Source organism: Simiduia agarivorans SA1 = DSM 21679 (genome assembly GCF_000305785.2).
Taxonomy (GTDB): Bacteria; Pseudomonadota; Gammaproteobacteria; order Pseudomonadales; family Cellvibrionaceae; genus Simiduia; species Simiduia agarivorans.
In genome coordinates, this window is the sequence record NC_018868.3 from 3,484,834 (window position 1) to 3,504,596 (window position 19,763).

Sequence of the window (19,763 nt, forward strand, 5' to 3'; positions counted from 1 at the left end):
TGGATTCAGGGCGCAATGAACCAATGCAGGGTCAGGCCGGCGTAGGTACTGTCCGCCAGTTGATCACCACGCGCTTGCCCGAAATAGACATCCAGACCCCAATCCGGGCTCAGATTGTGGCTCCAATACACACTGGCGCTTTCGGACAGGCTGCCATCCACCTCGGCCTCGTTCAGCGTGTAATTCAGACTGAGCCAGTGCTCACCCACGGGGTAGTCAAGCCCGGCGGAATAACCGTTGGCGATGAGATTGCCGCGCACCTGAGCATTGGCACCCCGGATATTGAACAAGGCAGTCAGAATCCGGCGTCGGTCGTCGGGCCTGAAAATGTACAACCACCGCAATTGCCGCAGCGTGTCTTCCAGCAACTGGTCTTTGGAGTAGTCGTAGTGGATATAGTTGCTGTACAGGCTGGCGCTGTTGTCGAATGCCCAGCGAACGCCGAGCCCGAGGCCTGTGCTGTCAAAGGCATCGCGCAATGCCGTATCCGACAAGGTGAGCGCGAGGTCGTGTTGACGTTGGCGGGCATTGACAGAGAGTTTCAGTGGACCGTGACGCCAGGACGCCTTGGCTGACCACTCGCGGGTCAGCACCAGCTCGCCATCATCGTAATGGTTGTAGGCAAGACCGCCTCCCCATATCTCGCCCTGGTAGCTCAGGTGCGCGCCGGTATTTTGGGTATTGACCTGTGTCGTTCCATTGCGCTCTTCATAGGTGACATCGCGCTGGGTCAGGTAGACACCCAGCATCCAATCGTCGATCAGCAAATCGGTAGCCAGATCACGCGCTTTGCCCCGGTTGTTGTCGGCTTCTAATGTGGCAGACAGGTGGCCACCCAGCTCGGCGGCGTACAGCGCAGGTGCCAGCAGCAACAGTGCGGCAGTGAGAAGGCGTCGGTAGTGCATGGTGAATTCCCGAGGCTTATGTCAGCGGGCAATCTACCACAGAAAGGTAGCCGCGCGTGTAAACCCACGGCGGCGTTGCCGGACTGTGCTTTACTTGTTGGATGACCAACCCTGAAGTGCCTCTCCTGCCTGCAAAACCCCGTCTTCAATGGGGACTGATGCTTATTATTCTGATCGCCAGCGGTCTGGTGGCTGCTCTGTTGTGGTGGGAAGGCCATGCGCACCAGCGCAAAGTGAGTGAAGCGCTGGCGCGCGACCTGCTCCGGGTGGTGAAACATGAGCTGGTGCTCATGGGGCATGTGGAAATCCTGCTGGCCAGGCGATGGTTGTCGCGACAGGGTCTGCCTGAATCCGAGTTCCGCGCGGATGCACTGGCCCATATACAGGCCAATCCCAGTTTCCGCAGCCTGGCCTTTGTGGATGAAAACAAAATCGTTCGCTGGGTTGAGCCTCTGGCGGGCAACGAATCCGTGCAGGGATTGGATAACGGCCGCGAGCCTTCCCGTCGCGCCCTGCTGGATCGTGCCCGGCGTGAACTGAAACCCTGGGTAGGGCCGCCAATAACACTGGTGCAAGGCGGCGTGGGCCTGCTGGTGGTGATGCCCATCGAGGATGGCGAACAATTTCATGGCTGGATTACCGGTGTACTGGATTTGCAGGCGTGGCTGAGCACGGTGGTGCAGCCGCGTTTGATTGCCGAACTCGGGTACAGCAGTGAACACAGTGTGTGGGCCAACGACAAGCGGGTCACCGAAACCGGTGCCAGTGGCGATATATTGTTGGCCAGTGCCAGGCTGGAAAACGGTGAAGTTGAACTGGCGGTGCGGGTCGGCTCCTTGGGCGGTGAGTTTCATTTGTGGTTGGCGCCCATGCTGATTTTTTTGGCCGGGCTCGCGCTGGCACTTATGGTAGGCAAGCTGCAGGTCCAGTTCCGGCACACACGCCAATTGTTGGCCGATACTGAAACGGCGCGGGCTGCGCTGAGTGACGAGGTGCGGGAGCGACGCACCATGCAGGCCATGTTCGCGCAGGGGCAACAGCGGGCCGAAACCCAACGCAATGCCATTGCGGCGCTCGCGGTGGATCAGACCATTCAGTCGGGTGATTTTGCCGGGGCCTGCGATCAGTTGGCCAAGGTTCTGTCGCGGGTTATCAATGTTTCCCGCGCGGGCATCTGGTTGTTTTCCGACGACGGTGAAGCATTTGATTGCATCAGTTTGTTTGATGCCAGAGAAGGCGAAACCAGCGCGGGTTTGCGTCTGCGGGTGGCAGATTACCCACGCTATTTTGGCGCATTGAAAACCGACAGCCGTATTTTTGCCTCCGACGCCTGTACCGACCCGCGTACATCAGAATTCGCAGAAACCTACCTCAGGCCTCTGGGCATCACCGCCATGTTGGATGCCGGCATCATCAGCGCAGGTCGTTTGATTGGGGTGATTTGCCTTGAGCATCGGGGTGGCGTGCGCCAGTGGCATCCCGATGAAGAGGCGTTTGCCAGCCTGATTGCCAGCCTGGTTGCGCAGTTGTTGGGTGATCAACGTAAAAACCGTGCGGAGTCCGAGGCGCGTCAGGTTACCAATTGGCTCCAACACTTACTCGATGCGGCCTCGCAAGTGTCTGTTATCGCCACTGATCTCGATGGTGTCATCACTGTGTTCAATCGCGGCGCGGAAAATCTGTTGGGTTATCGCGCCGATGAAATGGTAGGTAAGCAAACACCGGCTCTCATTCATTTACCGATCGAGGTCAAGGAGCGCGGTCTCGAGCTGAGTGTGGAACTCGGTCAGAAGGTGCAGGGTTTTGATGTGTTCGTCACCCGCGCGCGTGCCAATCCTGAAAGCCATGAGGAGCGCGAGTGGACCTATGTGCGCAGGGATGGCGGGCACATACGCGTGTCGTTGAGTGTAACGGCGGTGCGCGACAGCGCCGGTGAGGTGATCGGTTTTCTTGGCGTTGCCATAGATATTTCCGAGCGTCACCGGGCCCGGTTGGCATTGGAGGCCAAAAACCGGGCGTTGGAAAAATCCAATCAAAAGGCCCAGCGGGCGGCTGAACGAGCCGATAAAGCCAACAAAGCCAAAAGCGCATTCCTCGCCAATATGAGCCATGAAATACGCACGCCCATGAACGGCGTGCTGGGAATGCTGAATCTGTTGGGGCGCCAACCGCTGTCCGAGGCGCAGGCGCATTATCACGAATTGGCCAGTTCCAGTGCGCGCGCGTTGCTGAGTATCATCAATGACATCCTCGATTTTTCCAAAATTGATGCAGGGAAACTCGCGCTGGAAGTCATGGATTTTGATTTGCCCGATCTGATCAGTGATGTGGTTGAGTCGCAGGCTCAGCGGGCCGAGGAAAAGGGCATCGGCCTGGTGCTGGATATGAGTGAGGTGTCCGTGGATTTTGTGCGGGGCGATCCGGGCCGGTTGCGCCAGATTCTCACCAATCTGTTGTCCAATGCGATCAAGTTTACCGATCAGGGCGGGGTGACGCTGCATTTTGCCCTGGCGTCTTCCGAGTCGGGATTGCGCCTGAGTGCCTGTGTCAAAGACACGGGTATCGGCATCGAGCCGGAAGTGCAGCTGCGGTTGTTTTCGGCGTTTTCACAAGCGGATGAATCCACCACCCGGCGATTCGGCGGGACCGGGTTAGGGCTGGTGATCAGTAAACAGTTGGTGGAGTTGATGGGCGGCACCATTGTGCTCGACAGTAAACCGGGCAAAGGCAGTGCGTTCAGTTTCACGGTGCAACTGGAGCTCCCGCAAAGTGATGCAAATCGGCACCGCATAACATTGTCCGGCCAATGGGGCGTGTTTACGCCTTGGGAGACATGGGGCAGGGCCTTGGCCAGGCAACTATCCGCCTGGGGCGGTCAGGCTGAGTGGTACCCATCGATCGATGCGCTGGCGACGCAAACATCAGCGCCGGTTTTCGATGGCATATTGTTGGATGTTGCGTTGGCGCAGGCCGAATGGCACGGCAAGCTTGCGGCGGGCCAGCGGGTGATGATTGTGCCGGTAACCTACGATCAGGGCCTGCCCGATTATTGTCAGGCCTATGTACGCAAACCGGTTACGCCAAAAGCGCTGCGGCATTTGTTTTGCCCTGATAGCGGAAAAAAAACCGATAGATCGGCCCATGTTGTGCGCTCCTTACGGGGGCGTCGACTGCTGTTGGTGGAAGATAATGATGTGAATCAGCAAGTGGTACTGGGCCTGCTGGATGATCTGGGGTGTGAGGTGACGGTGGCGAATAACGGCGAACAGGCGCTGGCGGCACTGCGCACTGCCGGTCGCCATATCGAGTTAGTGCTGATGGATTGCCGGATGCCGGTCATGGATGGTTATGAGGCCACGCGGGTATTGCGCAGCTGGGGCGGCTATTACGAGCAACTGCCGGTGGTCGCCCTGACGGCCAATGCGTTAGCCGGTGACAAAGCCACCTGTCTGGCAGCGGGTATGAATGATCACCTGGCCAAGCCTATTCACCCCGAACTTCTGGAGCACAAACTCCAGCTTTGGCTTAATCCTGAAGCGCCTGCACCCGACTCGATAACAACGCAGAGGGATGCCAAGGTGGAAAGCGATCAGAGCTGGGTTCAGTCGCGAGCGCTGGTCACAGTGCGGGGCAAACCCGAGCGGTTGGTGGACCTGCTTCAGCTGTTTTTACGGGATACTCCAGAACGACTCAACGCCCTGACGCAAGCACTCGACGGGCAGGACCGCGAACAGGTGCAGGCACTGGCACATCAGATCAAAGGCGTGGCAGGAAATATATCGGCGGACCAGCTGCATTGTCTGGCGGGTGAGCTGGAACAGAGTGCGGGCCTGGCAGGCTGGGATCAGCTGCATCAGCTGATTGAGCAGATGCGCCAGGCCTATGCACTGGCGTCTGCCGCGATGCAGGTATTTATCGATGATTATGCGTCAGGGGCACCTTGATGGTCTTCCGCGTCCTTGAGCGCTTTTTTCAGCACGGCCTGTTCGAGGTCGATACCAGACCGGTTGGCAAGCGCCAACAGATGAAAGAAAGTTTCGGCAATGCCGGCTTCAATCTTGTCGCGGCTATTGGGCAATCTCGCCAGCGACAATGACTCTTCCTCGGTGATCCATTGATAGTGTTCCAAAATTTTTGCGCTGCTGACACACATGGCGGAGGCAAGGTTCTTGGGTGTATGAAATACCTGCCAATCATTATCTTCGCACAGTTCGTTGTATTGTTTGAGGATTTTAGGTAGATCCATTGCGCATTCTCCGAAATGTATGGCGTTATATTCGTTATTGATTGCCGCGGTATGATGACAGCAGACATATTGTTGTTAAACTAATCCCTGCTAAACTGTCACGCAAGCAGATATTGCCGATTTTCAGATGAGCAGCGCAAACGGCTGATCAGTGCCGGTCGGCAAGTATTCAATCAGGACTGAAACTAGGGGTGGGATTATGAAAAAATCATTATTGGCCGTGGCATGTTGCACGCTACTGGCGGCGCCAGCTGTAATGGCTGAACACAAGTCACATATTGATGTCAGTTATCTGGGCAGTGTCAGTTACGACAGTGGCGACGGCCCCGATGTCTCCATTAATCTGCAGGGCCTTAAAGGCGGCTTTTACGTGCCGATGACCAAATATTTTTTCTGGTCCGGCTCGGCAGATTATGGCTCCGACAGCGATGTTGAAGGCGTGAAAGTTGAACTGACCACGGCAAAAGTTGCCGGCGGTGGTCGTCTGCCCCTGGGTGATATGTTTGCCGCCCGGGCTTACCTGGGTTACCTGAACGCAGAAATCAACGGCACCGGTGTGGTGGATGGCAGTGGTGCAATGGGTGGGATTGCATTGGATTTTTCACCGCTTGAGGCGCTGGATGTTGAAGTCCTGGCTGAATTCAGCAACGCCGGTGATATTAAATTTTCCGAGGCCGGTATCAACGGTTTCTGGAGTTTTTCACCTGCGATTGCGGTAGGCCTGGGTTACAAGTACCGCAATTATCAGGTTCAGCTTGATCCCGGCGAGGCCGACAATAAATTCGGCTATGTGGAAGCGGGATTACGCATCTCCTTTTAACGCGAAACGGAAAGCGGGCATTGCCCGCTTTTTTATTGGTTGTTCTTTTTCCGGTTTGTCCAGCAGGCAAAACTTTGGGATCTGACGCTAAAACCTTAGCTCCAAGGACGCCACTAAAAGTACCAGGCTATCTGCCCGAACAATCCCGCTTCGATACGGGCGGGCGGCCAGTTCTCCTCCAGCCGTATGCCACCGTACTCGCTGTTGTCGGGGCCGAGAGGCAAATTGAACGACGCGGTCACCTGGGTGTTCTGGCTTGGGTTCCAGTTCAGCACCAACTGCGCGAGCACCGAGCCATCCCCCAGATTGGCAAACAGGTTGGGGGACGCGATCAACAGCGGGGTCATCTCAATACTGAGACTGGCGCCCAGGTAGTGTTGCCCCAGATTGAACAGCTCGCCCCGGCGCAGGCGCGCGAGCAGATCCGGCGCCTCGCTGAGTTGGGCGTAGCCGGCCTGACTGACGCCAAATCCGTTGTAAAAATATTCGATTAATCCACTCAGATTCCGCCCATAGCGCTGGCTGGAAAAGCTCAGGCTGGTGACCAGCGACCCGGCCCAGCCCGCGTGTTCGGCATCTGCCAGGGTGATGTCGCCGGCCCACAACCAATCGCCCAGATTGCGGGCAAAGCCGAGTCCCAGAATGGTTTCGTCATAGTGTCGCGCGGCCAGCAGATCGTATTCCCAGGTGCTTTCAAAGCCATGGTATTTGAGCGCTTGCGATGCAACAGCCTGGGTTGCCGCGCCCTGTTCATCGCGACGGCCTACCCACACCGCTTGCAGGTCGGCGCCGCTGTCGTACAGGTATTGCCCGTACAACAAGTCGTCCCCTGCCTTGTATTCCTTGTCCACCGCCGCCGGATCAAAGGGGTTGAAAATATCCATGGGGGTGAACAACAGGCCATTGCCCCAGCTGATGGCCTGACGGCCAGCGCGCACCACCCAGGCGCCTTCGGCGTAGCCCAGGTGCAACCGATCCAGTCGGTGCAACAGGGCCGCATCCTGGCCTTCGCTGATGCTATGGGTCAGGTCGAACAGGCGCTGACTGTCGTCCGGAAATGCGCGTTGCGGGCTCGGGCCCGGTAATTGCTCGCGCTGGCGATAGCGGTCGCCGGCCACGGCGGCCAGCTGGTAATCCGCCTGTAGCGACCAGATGGTTTGCTGCCAGCGGACGTTGAGCCGGGCATTGGCGGCCTGATCCAGCGACTGGTTGCCAAACACGGTCTGGTAAAGGCTGTTTGTGGGGTAGCGTTGCAGGTTTGCATCGTATTTCAGGTGGCCGCGCAGATCGGTGTTGGCGCAGGCGGCGTGCATGACGCCAAGGTAAAACCAAACTGCTGCACAGGTAATGCGCGTCATTGCGCCAACAGCTCGGCGCTGGGCCCGTCCTGGACAATGCGCCCGTCCACCATGCGAATCAACCGGCGCGTCAATGCCATGACCCGTTGATCGTGGGTGGCGATAATAAACGTGATCTGGTGTTGCTGATTCAGGCGCACAAATAATTCCATCAAATGCACCGCGGTGTGCGAATCCAGATTGGCCGTGGGTTCATCGGCCAATACCAGCGCGGGCCTGGACACGATGGCGCGTGCCACCGCCACCCGTTGTTGCTGGCCGCCCGACATGTCTGCCGGGCGCCGGTCTTCAAGCCCGGCCAAACCCACTTCGTGCAGCACCTGTTCTGCCAGTGCGCGCCGGGCGTGTGCGGGTTTGCCCTGCATTTGCATGACAAACTCCACGTTTTCACGCGCCGATAATACCGGGATGAGATTGTAGGCCTGAAACACGAAACCGATGTTGTTTAAACGGGCATCCGCAAGTGCTGCGCTATCGAGTTTATTGAGTGCAATATCGCCCACCAGGACGTCGCCTTCATCGGGCGTGTCCAGCCCGCCAATGGCGTTGAGCAAGGTGGTTTTGCCGGAACCGGACGGGCCGGACAGGCACACAAACTCGCCCTTTTCCACGGTCAGATCCACGTGATCCAAACCGATAATGGTCTGACCACCTTGTTCAAAGCGTTTGCACAATTGTTTGCAGATGACGCGACTCATAAGCTGTCCTTCAGGATTTACGTAGCGCGGCGATGGGGTCAAGCCGGGCGGCGCGCCAGGCCGGCAGGCAGCTGGCGAGTGTACCTAAGCCGAGCACCACCGCGTTGGCCAGCCACAGGTCGTGGGTGTAGAGGGCTGGTCGCAGTACCGCACTGGCGCCCATCATTTCCATGCCCTGTGCCACCGCTGAAATATCGATGCCGCCCGCCATGCTGCGGATACTCACCCACGCCAGTGCATTTCCGAGTGCCAAACCGAGGGCAATCAGGCTGAGCGATTCCGCCAATACCAACAAGACAATAGCGCTGGGCTTTAGGCCCAGGGCTTTCATCAATCCAAATTCGCGCATGCGCTCAAACACCGCCATGGCCAGGGTGTTGACCAGGCCGAAGGAAAGCGCAGTAAACACGATTAAAATCCACACCAGCACAAAGCCGTCCATCATGCTGAGTGAGCTGTTGAGAAATTTGTCGATGTCCTGCCAGGCGCGGCTATCGGCGTTACCGGCGTCGCGCGCCAAGGTTGCCGCGACGGCAGGGGCCTGGTTGTAATCAGGCAGTTGCCAGCCGATTTCGGTGACGTCATCGCCCACACCTAAAAATTGCTGCGCCGTGTTGAGGCTGATAAAGGCCCACATTTTTTCCCGGTTTTTCAGCGCAGTCCGGTAGATGCCCACAATGCGAAAGCCCCGATCGGCCACCTGGTTGTCGGGCCCCTGGGTCATCACCACGATGCGTCGTCCCAATCGGGTTTCAAGCTGGTCGGCCAGGCTCTCGCCGATAATAATGCCAGGGTCATCGGCGTTTTCGAGATAGCGTCCGTGCACTACCGCCTGGGCGATAAAGGACAAGTGTGCTTCGCGTTGCGGGTCAATGGCCAGCAGTTGTACGCCAGTGGTTTCCCGCTCGCTGGCAATGACGGCCGGGACCCGGATGCGTTGGCTCCAGTGCCGCGTTTCGCGATCGAGCGCGCTTGCTAATGCGGGCCCAGGGGCCGGCAGCCGGTTATCGATGCTCGGGTCGTCGGCGTATTGCTGGTGCCTGATCTGGCCATGATCCAGGAAATTACTGACCGCGCCATGGATCATGTCGTCGAGCATGCCGCGGATCAGCGCTGTCATGAAAATCATCGCCCACACGCCCACGCTGATTGCCGCCAGCATGATCAGAGTGCGCCGGCTGTTGCGCCACAGGTTGCGCCAGCCAATCGCCACCAGCGCGGTCAGTGCGCTTGAGCCGTTCATGTGGCAGACCTCATGGCATTCAGCGGTTGCAGGCCGAGTAAGCGCAGCGCGGGGTAGAGCGAGGCCAGCAGCGATGCGGTGAAAATCACCAGTGGCCCGGTCATCACCGACCAGAAGGTCAGGCGCGGATAGATGCGCGCGTCCATGTTGAATTGCGCGGCGTATTCTTCCATGCCGGGAAAGGTAAAGCCGGTGTGGCTGAGCAAGGCGGCCAGACTGCCGCCCACCAGCAGGCCGAATACAAGACCGAGCAGCGCCAGCATGGCAGTTTCAATCAGTACCAACAGGCTCAATCGCGCCGGCCGTAGTCCCAGTGCCAGCATGACACCGAATTCACGGATGCGCTCCAGCACGGCCATGAGTTGCGTGTTCATCACACTGAACGCCACCAGGATAATCAGCACGCCGTACATAAACCAACTGCTGGCCATGTCCGCGGCAATGGCCTGCCGCAACTCGGGCTGTAGCTGGTCCCAATCCAGTGTCGTCAATTCCGGCCTTGAGTTCAGTGTCTGGCTCACCGCTGTTTTCAGGGCGGCCACGTCCGCGAGCGAGGCCGAGCGCAGCACGATCTGGTGCCCCGCACCCTGCATGGAAAATACGGATTGAAAATCCGCCAGGTGCATCTGGGCGAGCCCGCGGTCCAGGTCGTTCAATCCGGTTTCAAAAATCCCGGTGACGGTCAGTACGGCGGCGGCGAAGGAGCCGTCCAATCCGGACCCGAGCAAGGTGATTTCATCCCCCACACCGACTTTCAGGTTGCGTGCCGCCACCGAACCCAACACCAGTTGTCGTTGCGCGTGTTCACTCAGGTAGCTGCCCCGTTTGATTTGCGCCGGCAGAAAGCTGATGTGCCGCTCCTGGGCCGGCTCGACGCCGAGAATCTGCACGCCAAAACTGCGCTGTTCCGAGGACAGCAGCGCAAAGCCCTGGGCCCGGGCTGCGGCTGGCCGATGGAGTTGATCGCGCAGTTGTCTGGCCAGCGGCTGTATCTGTGCCACGGTGGTGCGCATGCGGGGGTCGTCCAGATACCCCTGCGCTTGTACCTGTAGGTGGCCGGTGAGCAGGCGCAGGCCATTGTCGATCATCATCTGGTAGGTGCCTGTTTGCAGGCAGATACCGAATATCAACAAGGCGTTGGCAAAAATCATCGCGCTGGCGGTGAGCCAGGTGCGCCGGCGATGGCGCCACAGGTTGCGCCAGGCCATCAGCAGGCTCGGCGGCAAGGTCAATGCCGGGGGTTCCGCAGGTTGGACTGGGTGAACAGCCAGTCCGGCATGGCTTCGTTGAAACGCACCTGCTCCAGCCGGATTTCCGTCCACTCTTCTGGCGCTTCGGCATTGGTGATGCGCTGGATGCTAGGCAGGAGTCGTCCGCCCAGAGATTTGATCTCGGTGGTGCGCAACGACTTGATCAGCAGGTCACTCTGGTCGTAAAAATCGTGCGCCAGCAGCAAGTGGTCGGCGCGGACCGTGAGAACTTCCTTGCCCCAGACCACCGCGGCGTGCTCGTGCGGGCGGGCTTCGATGGTGTAGATTTTCATGCCGTCCTGTTCGGCTTGGCCGATCAGCGAATGACTGTATTGCGCCAGGATATCGTCAGCTTTCGCGACATCGTTATTGGAAAAATCCGAACCCATCCAGCTCTGGCCCATCATGGAGGAGGGCACCTTGATAATCCGGTTGACCTTGGGTGCAAAGGTCCACATGTCGCCGTCTATCAACAGGGTGGCGGTGCCGGCATCTTTGGTGGGGGCGGTGATGCGTACCAATGAGTGCTTGCTGCCCCGGGTCCATGAGCGCATGGACAGCGAGCGCTGCCAGTCGGCGCGGTGGATTATCATGGTCATTTCTGAGTAAGACGAATCGCCCCGCCAATGGTCCAGCGCAGCTTTGACCAGATCGCGGGCCTGGGGAGGATCCGCAGCCAGCGCCAGCGGAACGGGCAGCAAGAGAAGCAACGTCGCAATTGTCCTTAAGCGCATAGCACCCTCCGGGTTTTAGGCCATGCTAGCGGAGTGGTGGTGGGGGTGCAAATGGCGGCAGGATATCGGATTGGTCGCAGTTTCTGGTGCTGCACGGTTCATGGCTGCCGTAATCTGTAACACGCCACCGAAGTGTCGGACCACCGATGTGTCGGACCACGACTTACTGTGGGACATAAAAAAGCCCCGCATTGCGGGGCTCTGAAACTGACTGGTCTAACCGGGATCAGGCGTTGGACATACGCGCTTTGTATTCGCGCACGGCCGTGTTGAACTTGTCTGCCACGTCTTCCATTTCCTTGACCATGGCATTGTGGCGGCTGGCGCTGCCACTGACGCAATCTAAATATTTTTTAGCCGCATCGATATACGCATTCACTTCGTTCTTTGCCTTGATCATCTGCGGCGTTACCGCGGTAGCGGGATCAGGCAGTTCAGGGGCAGAGGGCTTGTCGCACGCCATGGCGCTTACAGAAAACAACAGGGTGGCGGTTGCTGCGGCAAAAATCTTTTTCAATTGACTCGACTCCATAACTAATTGACCCGTAGGTCTGAATGACGAGTCACACTATAGTCAGCAGAAAAAAAACCAGCCAATATTGTTTTCGAATGGAAAAGCCGATATCTATACGCCACTGTAAGTGCTTATAACCTCCGGTTTGCAATGTGGATAAGACTATGGGATTTTGGCGTAGTCGACCCGCGGGGTCGCAGGGCCATTGAGTCGCCTTTTCTGCTCAAACCGGTACAAATTCAGGATCCCGTTGATGAAACAGCTTTTTCTGCTTGCCTCCTTGGCATTGATTACCCCTGCTACCCAGGCGGCTGGGCAATGTGATGCCGTCAACCCCAGCGAGGCGTTGGCATGTTTTGACCGTCTGGCACAATGTGCTGTGATTCAGGACGATGACGGCCGTCTGGCCTGTTACCGGGCCGGCGGTGCAGAGGCGTCTCCGGCAGCCCAGACGCTGACCGCCGCCAGCCCGCGCCCGGTTGCCGAGGCGCCCACCGCGATGCCCGCGGACACTATCGAGCAAGCATATCCGGTGGCGGGCAGTCGCACCGAAACCGAAGACGCGCCGGTGCTCACCGCCAAAGTGGTAAAACTGGATCGCAACGCGCATAAGTACTACTTTCTGTGGCTGGACAATGGCCACATTTGGCGGGAAAAAGAGCGCTCCCGCTTCCGCTATAAAGTGGGCGACAGCATTACCATTTCCAAAGGTGCTTTTGGCGCAAATCAGTTAAAGCTGGAAGGCAAGACCGGCATGGTGCTGGTAGAGCGCGTCAAGTAATGCGAGCCTGGCGGGGCTTCTGCTAGAATCCCGCCTTTGACTTTCGCACCAGGAATCTCCCATGTCCGTTGCCCAATCGGTTTTGGCCGTCAATGACGATCTGCCCATCCGCACCCAGCTGCCCGTCCACTCCGGCAAGGTGCGCTCGGTTTACTGGCTATCGCCCGAGGACAGCGCGCGTCTGATTGCCCAGAAGGGCTACGACGTGGCGCCGGACGCCCCTTTGGCGGTAATGGTGATCAGTGACCGGATATCGGCCTTTGACTGTATCTGGCGGGCCGAGGGCGATGTCCGTGGCGTACCGGGCAAGGGCGCGGCGTTAAATGCCATTTCCAACCACTGGTTCCGTCTGTTCAAGGCGCGCGGCCTGGCCGACAGCCACATTCTCGATATTCCGCACCCGTTTGTGTGGATTGTGCAAAAAGCCCGTCCGGTCATGGTGGAAGCCATTTGTCGTGCCTACATTACCGGCTCCATGTGGCGCGCCTACAGCAAAGGCGAGCGCGACTTTTGCGGGATTCAGCTGCCCGAGGGGTTGGCCGCCAACCAGAAACTCGACGAGCTACTGATAACGCCCTCCACCAAGGGCGTTATCCGCGGCGTGGCCGGGGTGCCCGAGGCCGACGATGTCAACGTTACCCGCCAACAGTTGCTGGATAACCTGAAGGTATTCGGTTTCCGCTCGGCGACCGATGTGGATCTCTATGAAACCCTGCTGAAACAGGGATTCGGGGTTATCAGCGAGGCCCTGGCCCGCGCCGGCCAGCTGTTCGTGGATACCAAGTTTGAGTTCGGTTATGTCACCGACAGCAAAGGTACCGAAAAGCTGATTTATATGGACGAGGTGGGCACACCCGATTCGTCGCGTATGTGGGATGCAGCCGAATACCAGGCGGGCCGGATCGTGGAGAATTCCAAAGAAGGTTTCCGCCAGTTCCTGCTCAACCATTTCCCCGATCCCGACATCATGCTGAATAAGGATCGCTTTGCGGAACGCGTGGCGTTGGCGCGTGACAACGCCCTGCCGCTGCAGTCCTTTATGGATTTGTCCAATACCTACACCAGCGTGGCGGAGAAAATTACCGGCCAGCCGATAGTGTTGTCGGACAACCCCAAGGCCGAAATCACCCAGGTACTGGCCGATCAGTTTGACCTGATAAAGTGATACCGTGGATTGAAAACAAAGGCTGCCAATGGCAGCCTTTGTTTTATTGGCCCCATGCTGAATAACAATAAATAGCGAGTCACTGGAATGAATGAAGAATGGCGTGATTGGACCCGGCTCAACCTCAGCCGCGGCTGTAATCCGGTTGAACTGGTAGATATACTGCGGCGCAATGGTTTTGGCACCAAGGTCATCAAGGCGGTGATGAAGGATAAATTTCCCGCTGATTACCGCGCGCCCGATGAAATAGATTATCCCGCCTTGGCCCGGTGTGCGCTGGCACGCGACCCGGCATCAGTGGGCGCCGAGGCGTTGGACGACCAGCGACTGCAGCTTTTTGTTTTGAAGGATTTTCTGTCTGCCGCCGAGTGCGAGGGCGTGATGGCGCTGATGGATTCGAAATTGCGCCCATCCACCGTCACCACCGGCAATTTGCACTACGGCTACCGCACCAGCAGTACCTGCGACCTGGGTCGGATGGTGTCGCCGCTGATCCGTGATATCGATCAGAAAATTGCCCGTACCCTGGGGGTCAATGTGGCGTGGTCAGAAGAAATCCAGGGCCAGAAATACCTGGTGGGGCAGGAGTTCAAAGCCCATACCGACTACTTCCAGCCGCAATCGGCCGAGTACGAAAAATTTGCTGGCGCCCGTGGCCAGCGCTCCTGGACCTTCATGATTTACCTCAACACCACCGAGGCCGGTGGTGCCACCCGTTTTACCAAAATCGAGCGCGACTTTTTACCCGCGCAGGGCACCGCCGTCATCTGGAATAACCTGCTGGACGATGGCACGCCCAACCCCATGACCGAGCATCACGGCATGCCGGTGGAAAAAGGTTACAAGTCGATTATTACCAAGTGGTTTCGCGATCGGGGTGAGGGGCCGCTGGCAGGCTGACGAATGAAACCGGCGTGTTAAACCGGATGCAGCCGGGCGGTACAAGACCGCCCGGTGTGTTTGTGGGCCGTTATCAGCCCTGAGCGTTCGTGGGTTCGGCGTTGTCGCTGTCAGATGTCGACGCCAGATTGGTTTCCGTCAACGCATCGTATTGCCATTTTGACAGCCGGAACCAGGTGTCCAGATCGGCGCGTTTGATCAGGAAGCTGTCCTCGTGTGCGAGCAGATGGTAGATCAGGGTTTGCTCGCCCTGCCGCACGGTGTAGGTCAGGGCCTTGTCTTCCGGCCCTTGGTAATCGCTGATACCCGAGACGGTAATGGATTGCCAGCGTTCAACCAAGGTCTTTACCCGCTCGAGGTCGAGTGCCTCCGGGCGCGACCATTGCCACTGGTCGCCTTCCGCCTTCAACGAGAGCGCTGCACTTTCCAGCCCGGTAATCTGTTTGGCGGCAATTAACGATTTATCGAGCCAGTCATCCACGCTGACGGCAAGTCCGAAGCGGTCCAGCGGGACTGCGTAAATAGTGCTCTGGTCATGCCGTCGGAGGTGACTTTTGCGCAGGCCGGCCGAGGTGCCCACGTACACCTCGGCCGCAGCCTCATCGCGGGCGCTGAGGCTGAGCTTTCGTTCATAGTCCGATGCGGCCACCTTGAACCGCGTTTGCGCCGAGGTTGAGGTTGCCGTTGGCCAGCGCACCTCGATCGCCGCAAGGTCGTCTAATAGCGCATCAACCTTACCGCTATCGGCGGGCAGACCATTGGCCAGCTGCCATCGATCATTGTGCTTTTCAAGCTGAACGCTCGCGTCCGGGCTACCGAGTTCGATGCGTTCGATATTGGCGGCCGGGAAAGGCAGCAAGGCTTCCGGTGCGGATACCGACGCGGTTGCGCTGTGCCAGAAGATGCCCCCGGCCAGGACCACCTGGGTAGCCAGGGCAATTGCCAGAAATCCCGATTTATTAAGCATGAGCAACCTCCTGAGTCGTTGCAGTGAATGCGCGTTCCAGCCGGCGCTGGTTGCGTAACTGTTGGTGCTTTTGCGCCAACGCGACCAGCGCAATCAACAGAAATGCCATCAGATAATTGCCGTACTCCCACAGTATTTGTGCCGATTGTTCCATGGGCGGCAAAGTGCGGTTGAAATGGCCGCGCGCGCGAATCGCGGTCAGGCCATCGTCATCCAGCGCCCAGTCGAGCGTATTGCTGACCAACGCCAAGGGGTTGGTGTATTCGGCGCCCAGGCTGGCCGACGCCAGGCTCAATGCGGCGTCACTCAGGAAGTCATTGGAGCTGAACACAATCAGGCGCGCGCTCGCCGGTGATCGTTCGATTACCTGGCTGATCACCGGTTCGGCATCTGCTTTGGATTCCGATCCGGTATCCTTGTCGTCTGGCGTTGCGTCAGGCAGCAGCGGTGACGCCTTACCTTTGAAAAAGGACTCAAACTGGCCGCTGATGGCCACGCCAAGGACCTGGCTGTCGGCACTGTCGCCAAGCGCAACCTGGCCGCGATTGTCGGGCAGAATCCGGGTGGAATCCGACAACCAGGTTTGCGCGGAACTGCGCAGCAATGTGTCCACCGCGCGGCCGTCGTTGCGCGCTGCGTCAATCTCGATGGGCGAAGCCCAGGTCAGCGTAGCCTGTGGCAGGCCGGCAGTGGCCGGGTGATCCGCATGTAACCCTTCAGGGCGGATATCCACGAAGTAGGGGTAATCCACCATGTGTACATCCTGAATCTGGAATCCACCCAGATTGCGCGTGACCGGAATGGGTAAGGTCGCGTTGCTGGCGTCCTGTACCAATTGTTTTGGCATACTCACACCGTGGTGCGCGAGCCAGTCCTGCAGGCCGCTGTTGTGGCTGCTCAGACTGAGCGACCGGTTGTTGAGGCTCGCCCCAAACGGCGAGCTGGCCATCACCACCGTACCGCCTTGCATGAGGAACTGGTCCACCGCAAATACCTGTGCATCGGTGAGGTTTTCGGGCGCGGCCAGCAGCAGAATGTCGGTGTCGCCACTGACGCTGCCATCGCCAATGTCCTCGCTTTTCACCAGCAGATTATCGCCAAGGTATTGGCTTAAACGGCTGAACTGACGGCCGCCAAAGCGCTGGTTTGGTGGGGTTACCAGGCCCACGGTTTTACTGAAGCCCCGTGCGAAGCGCTGCAGGCCCGCCTTGAGGTTGCGGGCAAAGGCTTCCTGACTGAGATCCTCAAGAGGAATCGTCAGCCACTGATCGCTACCTTGCAAGGTGAGATAAAAATAGAACGGTTTAGCTGCAAAAATATCGGCCACCAGTGGCGACAAACCGTGCGCCTCGGCGAGTTGCTCGGCCAGTTGCGTGTCGTTATCCGGATTGGCAAAACTGACCGCAAGCTTGCCGTCTGACTTTTCCACCCAGTTGTTCAGCTCTTGCTCGACTCTGGCCCTGAACTCGATGAGTTGGGTGGGCAGCACGGCATCATCGGAAATGTAGCCAGTGAACTGCACGGGCGCCGAAATGGCGTCGAATACATTGCCGCTGGTTTGATAGCGTTGCAGGTTTTTCTTTATGGCACTGGTCAGGTCGTGTTCCGGGTTGCGCAATGCCACGTCGATATTGCCTTCGGCGCGGGCCATTACCTCAATAAAATCCCGGAACCCCAGCGTTTGGTATTGATCGCCGTACTGTACTAAAACGTTGAAATAGGAGCTGACAATAGAAGCCTGGTAACGGTCGGCCACCTGGAAGGGCACCGGCGCGATGCCGTATTTTTCGTTGGCCTCCTGCTCCAGCGCCTGATCGGTTTGCGGGTCGATAAATTCCACCCGAACTTTGCCTTTACCGGCCACCTCGTATTCACGCAACAGGTCTTTCAGCTGGGGCACCAGTGGCGCCAGCAGCGGATGGGTTTTGTCGCTGAAATAGCCGCGCAGTAACAAGGGTTCCTGCAGTTCGGACAAATAGCGATGGGTGGCGTCCGACAGAGAATATTGCTGGCCTTGGGTGGTATCAATACGCAACGCATGGATTTGACCGATCCAGACGTTGGATACCAACAGGTTCAGCACCGCCAGCGCGGTAATTGTGCGCCACTGCCGGTGGTAACGCTTGTTGCCGTTATTGGCCCAGCGCGCTTGCTCAAGCGTCAGGGTGTTGAGCGATAAAAATACCAGCGTCAGGCTCAGGTAATACACCAGGTCGCGCAGATCGATTACGCCGCGGGCGATGGCCTCGAAGCGGGCACCGCTGCCCAGCAGCTTGAGCCAATCACTCAGCGGTGCGCTGACAAAATCGGTCAGCGCCGGACTACCAATCAGGTAAAAAACACTGCACAGCGCCATGGCGCCAATGAGACTGACAATCTGGTTGTCACACCTGGCGGAGACAAACAGGCCAATGCTGAGATAGGCCGCGCCCAATAAAAATGTTGCCAGATAGCCGGACCACACCGGGCCCCAATCCAGATCGCCCAGCAGGGCGACGGTCACGGGTAACGGCAGGGTCAGGCAGAGTGCCAGCAACAGCAGCCAAAGGCAGCTCAGGAATTTGCCCGCCACAAAATGCCAAAGCCCATAGGGGCGGGTCAATAAGAACTCGAGCGTGCCGGTTCGTTTTTCCTCACTCCACAATCGCATGGTCAGGGTTGAACACAGGAAAATCAGCAGCACCGGCATCCATTCGAACATGGGCCGGATATCGGCAATGTTGCGGGAAAAAAATGCTTCGACCCAGAAAAAGACGAACAGGGTCACCGCGAGAAAAACGCCCAGGAACAGATACGCGACGGGCGACGAAAAAAACAGATCGATTTCTTTTGCGGCCGTGCGGCGCACGACTGGCCAGGATGTATTATTCGGCATGACTGAGCTCCTCCTTGCGAACCTCCTCGGCTGTGGAGGTAAGTGAACCGGTAATCTGGTGGAACAAGGCCTCAAGCGTGCGTTTTTCCGGCATCAGCCCGAACAATTGGTGGCCGTTTTTAATAACGGCTTCAGCCACACGGTGCGCAGCCTGCTCGGGGTTCTGGTGCTGATGTAATTGCAACCGGTAGCCACCTTCGATGGATTCCATTTGCGCCACACCTTCGAGCATGAAAATTTTGCGCGCGTCGGATTCGGGTAAGTTGGTTTTCACTGCCAGCTGATCGCTTTGGCGCAGTTGTGGCAATGACTCATCCACCGCCAGCTTGCCGTGACTGATGATCAGAACGCGATCGCACAGTGCTTCCACTTCCTGCAAGATATGGGTGGACAAAATAACCAGCGAATTCTCCGCCAGCGCCCGAATGGCATTGCGCATGTGCTCGATCTGGCTTGGGTCCAGGCCGTTGGTGGGTTCATCGAGAATTATCAGCTTGGGCTTACCGATTATGGCCTGGGCCACGCCCACTCTTTGCCTGTAACCACGGGACAGGGTTTGGATGGGTTTGTGCAGCGTATCCGACAGGTCGGTTACCGCCAGCGCCTGTTGGATCGCCTGGATCTTCCGGTCGCCGCTAAGACCTTTGATGTCCGCGGCATAGTCCAGGTAATTGGCAACAGTCAGTTCCGGGTATACCGGCAGGCTTTCGGGCAGATAGCCCAGTTGTTGTTGCAGGTGTTGCGGTGTGTCGGTGCAATCCTGGCCGTCAAACCGGATGCTGCCGGCATCGGGCTCCAGAAAACCACTGATCATTTTCATGATGGTGGTTTTGCCCGCGCCATTGTGACCGAGCAAGCCCAGTATTTCACCGGGCTTTGCACTGAAAGACACGTCGTCTACGGCGCAGTAATCACCGTAAAAACGCGTGAGGTTTGTTACCTCCAGCATGGTGCCTCCTTATTACGAGAGGTGGTAGGTTGTTAAAAACAGACGGTAAAACCCGTTATAAAATCTTGCTGTGGCGCGCGGGCATCGGGGGCGCGCGGCCAAAGGCGGGATTGGGAATGTGAGCGGGCGCCACAGCGGCACCGCAGCGTTGGTACCGAGCCGGTGAGTGGTGAGGCTTTGGCACCGTGAGTCCGGGGCGATCAGTGTGTACTTGGTACGTTTGTTTTTGCATGGGTTTCAAAGCTCTACTGAAATCATCGGATTGCCAAGAGCGATGGGGCGCTCGCGGTAACCGGGTATCCGGCGTCACTAAGAATCGCCGGATTTTAAATCAGCCTGACGAACAGGAAAAGAGGGT

16 protein-coding genes are annotated in these 19,763 nt (G+C 57.9%); 5 read left to right on the forward strand and 11 right to left on the reverse strand.

The window, feature by feature from the left end:
* Nucleotides 1-5 precede the first annotated feature (5 nt).
* The gene (locus M5M_RS15720; RefSeq protein ID WP_015048488.1) at nt 6-905 is read right to left on the reverse strand and encodes a hypothetical protein; all 900 of its coding nucleotides are present in this window, start codon (nt 903-905) and stop codon (nt 6-8) included.
* A gap of 158 nt (nt 906-1,063) precedes the next feature.
* Between M5M_RS15720 and M5M_RS19710 the strand changes: the two genes are divergently transcribed.
* Complete coding sequence (locus M5M_RS19710; protein WP_015048489.1) at nt 1,064-4,849, forward strand: ATP-binding protein; 3,786 nt, start codon at nt 1,064-1,066, stop codon at nt 4,847-4,849.
* On the opposite strand, the gene M5M_RS15730 is transcribed toward M5M_RS19710, so the two are convergent.
* Nucleotides 4,828-5,151, reverse strand: a complete 324-nt coding sequence (locus M5M_RS15730) for a nucleoside triphosphate pyrophosphohydrolase family protein (RefSeq protein WP_015048490.1) — start codon at nt 5,149-5,151, stop codon at nt 4,828-4,830. The genes M5M_RS19710 and M5M_RS15730 overlap by 22 nt on opposite strands.
* A 199-nt stretch (nt 5,152-5,350) precedes the next feature.
* On the opposite strand from M5M_RS15730, the gene M5M_RS15735 reads away from it, so the two are divergent.
* Entirely contained in the window at nt 5,351-5,971 is a 621-nt protein-coding gene (locus tag M5M_RS15735; RefSeq protein ID WP_015048491.1) for an outer membrane beta-barrel protein, read from the forward strand.
* A gap of 113 nt (nt 5,972-6,084) precedes the next feature.
* On the opposite strand, the gene M5M_RS15740 is transcribed toward M5M_RS15735, so the two are convergent.
* The 6 genes from M5M_RS15740 to M5M_RS15765 all read right to left on the reverse strand — a co-directional run bounded on the left by M5M_RS15740 (nt 6,085) and on the right by M5M_RS15765 (nt 11,771).
* Entirely contained in the window at nt 6,085-7,329 is a 1,245-nt protein-coding gene (locus tag M5M_RS15740) for a hypothetical protein (RefSeq protein WP_015048492.1), read from the reverse strand.
* On the reverse strand, nt 7,326-8,027 hold the full coding sequence (locus M5M_RS15745) for an ABC transporter ATP-binding protein (RefSeq protein WP_015048493.1): 702 nt from the start codon (nt 8,025-8,027) through the stop codon (nt 7,326-7,328). Before M5M_RS15745 ends, M5M_RS15740 begins: the two co-directional genes overlap by 4 nt.
* A gap of 10 nt (nt 8,028-8,037) precedes the next feature.
* Nucleotides 8,038-9,270: an ABC transporter permease gene (locus tag M5M_RS15750; protein ID WP_015048494.1), complete on the reverse strand. Its 1,233-nt coding sequence runs from the start codon at nt 9,268-9,270 to the stop codon at nt 8,038-8,040.
* Entirely contained in the window at nt 9,267-10,502 is a 1,236-nt protein-coding gene (locus M5M_RS15755; protein WP_015048495.1) for an ABC transporter permease, read from the reverse strand. The genes M5M_RS15750 and M5M_RS15755 overlap by 4 nt, the downstream gene beginning before the upstream one ends.
* A complete protein-coding gene (locus tag M5M_RS15760; protein ID WP_016389742.1) occupies nt 10,499-11,254 on the reverse strand; it encodes an outer membrane lipoprotein-sorting protein in 756 nt (251 codons plus the stop codon). Before M5M_RS15760 ends, M5M_RS15755 begins: the two co-directional genes overlap by 4 nt.
* A gap of 226 nt (nt 11,255-11,480) precedes the next feature.
* Nucleotides 11,481-11,771, reverse strand: a complete 291-nt coding sequence (locus M5M_RS15765) for a hypothetical protein (protein WP_015048497.1) — start codon at nt 11,769-11,771, stop codon at nt 11,481-11,483.
* Between the two features lie 250 nt (nt 11,772-12,021).
* Here M5M_RS15765 and M5M_RS15770 point away from each other — a divergent pair, with 250 nt between their 5' ends.
* The 3 genes from M5M_RS15770 (at nt 12,022) to M5M_RS15780 (ending at nt 14,614) form a co-directional block, all read left to right on the forward strand.
* Nucleotides 12,022-12,549 carry a hypothetical protein gene (locus tag M5M_RS15770; protein ID WP_015048498.1) on the forward strand — a complete coding sequence of 176 codons (528 nt, stop codon included), beginning with the start codon at nt 12,022-12,024 and terminating at the stop codon, nt 12,547-12,549.
* A gap of 61 nt (nt 12,550-12,610) precedes the next feature.
* A complete protein-coding gene (locus M5M_RS15775) occupies nt 12,611-13,714 on the forward strand; it encodes a phosphoribosylaminoimidazolesuccinocarboxamide synthase (RefSeq protein ID WP_015048499.1) in 1,104 nt (367 codons plus the stop codon).
* 87 nt (nt 13,715-13,801) lie between these two features.
* Entirely contained in the window at nt 13,802-14,614 is an 813-nt protein-coding gene (locus tag M5M_RS15780; RefSeq protein ID WP_015048500.1) for a 2OG-Fe(II) oxygenase, read from the forward strand.
* 73 nt (nt 14,615-14,687) lie between these two features.
* On the opposite strand, the gene M5M_RS15785 is transcribed toward M5M_RS15780, so the two are convergent.
* From M5M_RS15785 to M5M_RS15795, 3 genes are read right to left on the reverse strand one after another with little or no spacing between them, the layout of a single operon-like run.
* Entirely contained in the window at nt 14,688-15,581 is an 894-nt protein-coding gene (locus tag M5M_RS15785) for a DUF4340 domain-containing protein (protein WP_015048501.1), read from the reverse strand.
* Complete coding sequence (locus M5M_RS15790; RefSeq protein WP_015048502.1) at nt 15,574-18,456, reverse strand: Gldg family protein; 2,883 nt, start codon at nt 18,454-18,456, stop codon at nt 15,574-15,576. The genes M5M_RS15785 and M5M_RS15790 overlap by 8 nt, the downstream gene beginning before the upstream one ends.
* Nucleotides 18,446-19,405 carry an ABC transporter ATP-binding protein gene (locus tag M5M_RS15795; RefSeq protein ID WP_015048503.1) on the reverse strand — a complete coding sequence of 320 codons (960 nt, stop codon included), beginning with the start codon at nt 19,403-19,405 and terminating at the stop codon, nt 18,446-18,448. The genes M5M_RS15790 and M5M_RS15795 overlap by 11 nt, the downstream gene beginning before the upstream one ends.
* Nucleotides 19,406-19,763: the final 358 nt, after the last annotated feature.

Excerpts from the sequence above, each read along its gene's own strand:
- M5M_RS15775 (WP_015048499.1), top strand. The coding sequence starts at position 12,611 with ATGTCCGTTGCCCAATCGGTTTTGGCCGTCAATGACGATCTGCCCATC.
- M5M_RS15785 (WP_015048501.1), bottom strand. The coding sequence starts at position 15,581 with ATGCTTAATAAATCGGGATTTCTGGCAATTGCCCTGGCTACCCAGGTG.
- M5M_RS19710 (WP_015048489.1), top strand. The coding sequence starts at position 1,064 with ATGCTTATTATTCTGATCGCCAGCGGTCTGGTGGCTGCTCTGTTGTGG.
- M5M_RS15760 (WP_016389742.1), bottom strand. The coding sequence starts at position 11,254 with ATGCGCTTAAGGACAATTGCGACGTTGCTTCTCTTGCTGCCCGTTCCG.
- M5M_RS15790 (WP_015048502.1), bottom strand. The coding sequence starts at position 18,456 with ATGCCGAATAATACATCCTGGCCAGTCGTGCGCCGCACGGCCGCAAAA.
- M5M_RS15770 (WP_015048498.1), top strand. The coding sequence starts at position 12,022 with ATGAAACAGCTTTTTCTGCTTGCCTCCTTGGCATTGATTACCCCTGCT.
- M5M_RS15745 (WP_015048493.1), bottom strand. The coding sequence starts at position 8,027 with ATGAGTCGCGTCATCTGCAAACAATTGTGCAAACGCTTTGAACAAGGT.
- M5M_RS15750 (WP_015048494.1), bottom strand. The coding sequence starts at position 9,270 with ATGAACGGCTCAAGCGCACTGACCGCGCTGGTGGCGATTGGCTGGCGC.
- M5M_RS15735 (WP_015048491.1), top strand. The coding sequence starts at position 5,351 with ATGAAAAAATCATTATTGGCCGTGGCATGTTGCACGCTACTGGCGGCG.
- M5M_RS15730 (WP_015048490.1), bottom strand. The coding sequence starts at position 5,151 with ATGGATCTACCTAAAATCCTCAAACAATACAACGAACTGTGCGAAGAT.
- M5M_RS15780 (WP_015048500.1), top strand. The coding sequence starts at position 13,802 with ATGAATGAAGAATGGCGTGATTGGACCCGGCTCAACCTCAGCCGCGGC.
- M5M_RS15720 (WP_015048488.1), bottom strand. The coding sequence starts at position 905 with ATGCACTACCGACGCCTTCTCACTGCCGCACTGTTGCTGCTGGCACCT.
- M5M_RS15795 (WP_015048503.1), bottom strand. The coding sequence starts at position 19,405 with ATGCTGGAGGTAACAAACCTCACGCGTTTTTACGGTGATTACTGCGCC.
- M5M_RS15740 (WP_015048492.1), bottom strand. The coding sequence starts at position 7,329 with ATGACGCGCATTACCTGTGCAGCAGTTTGGTTTTACCTTGGCGTCATG.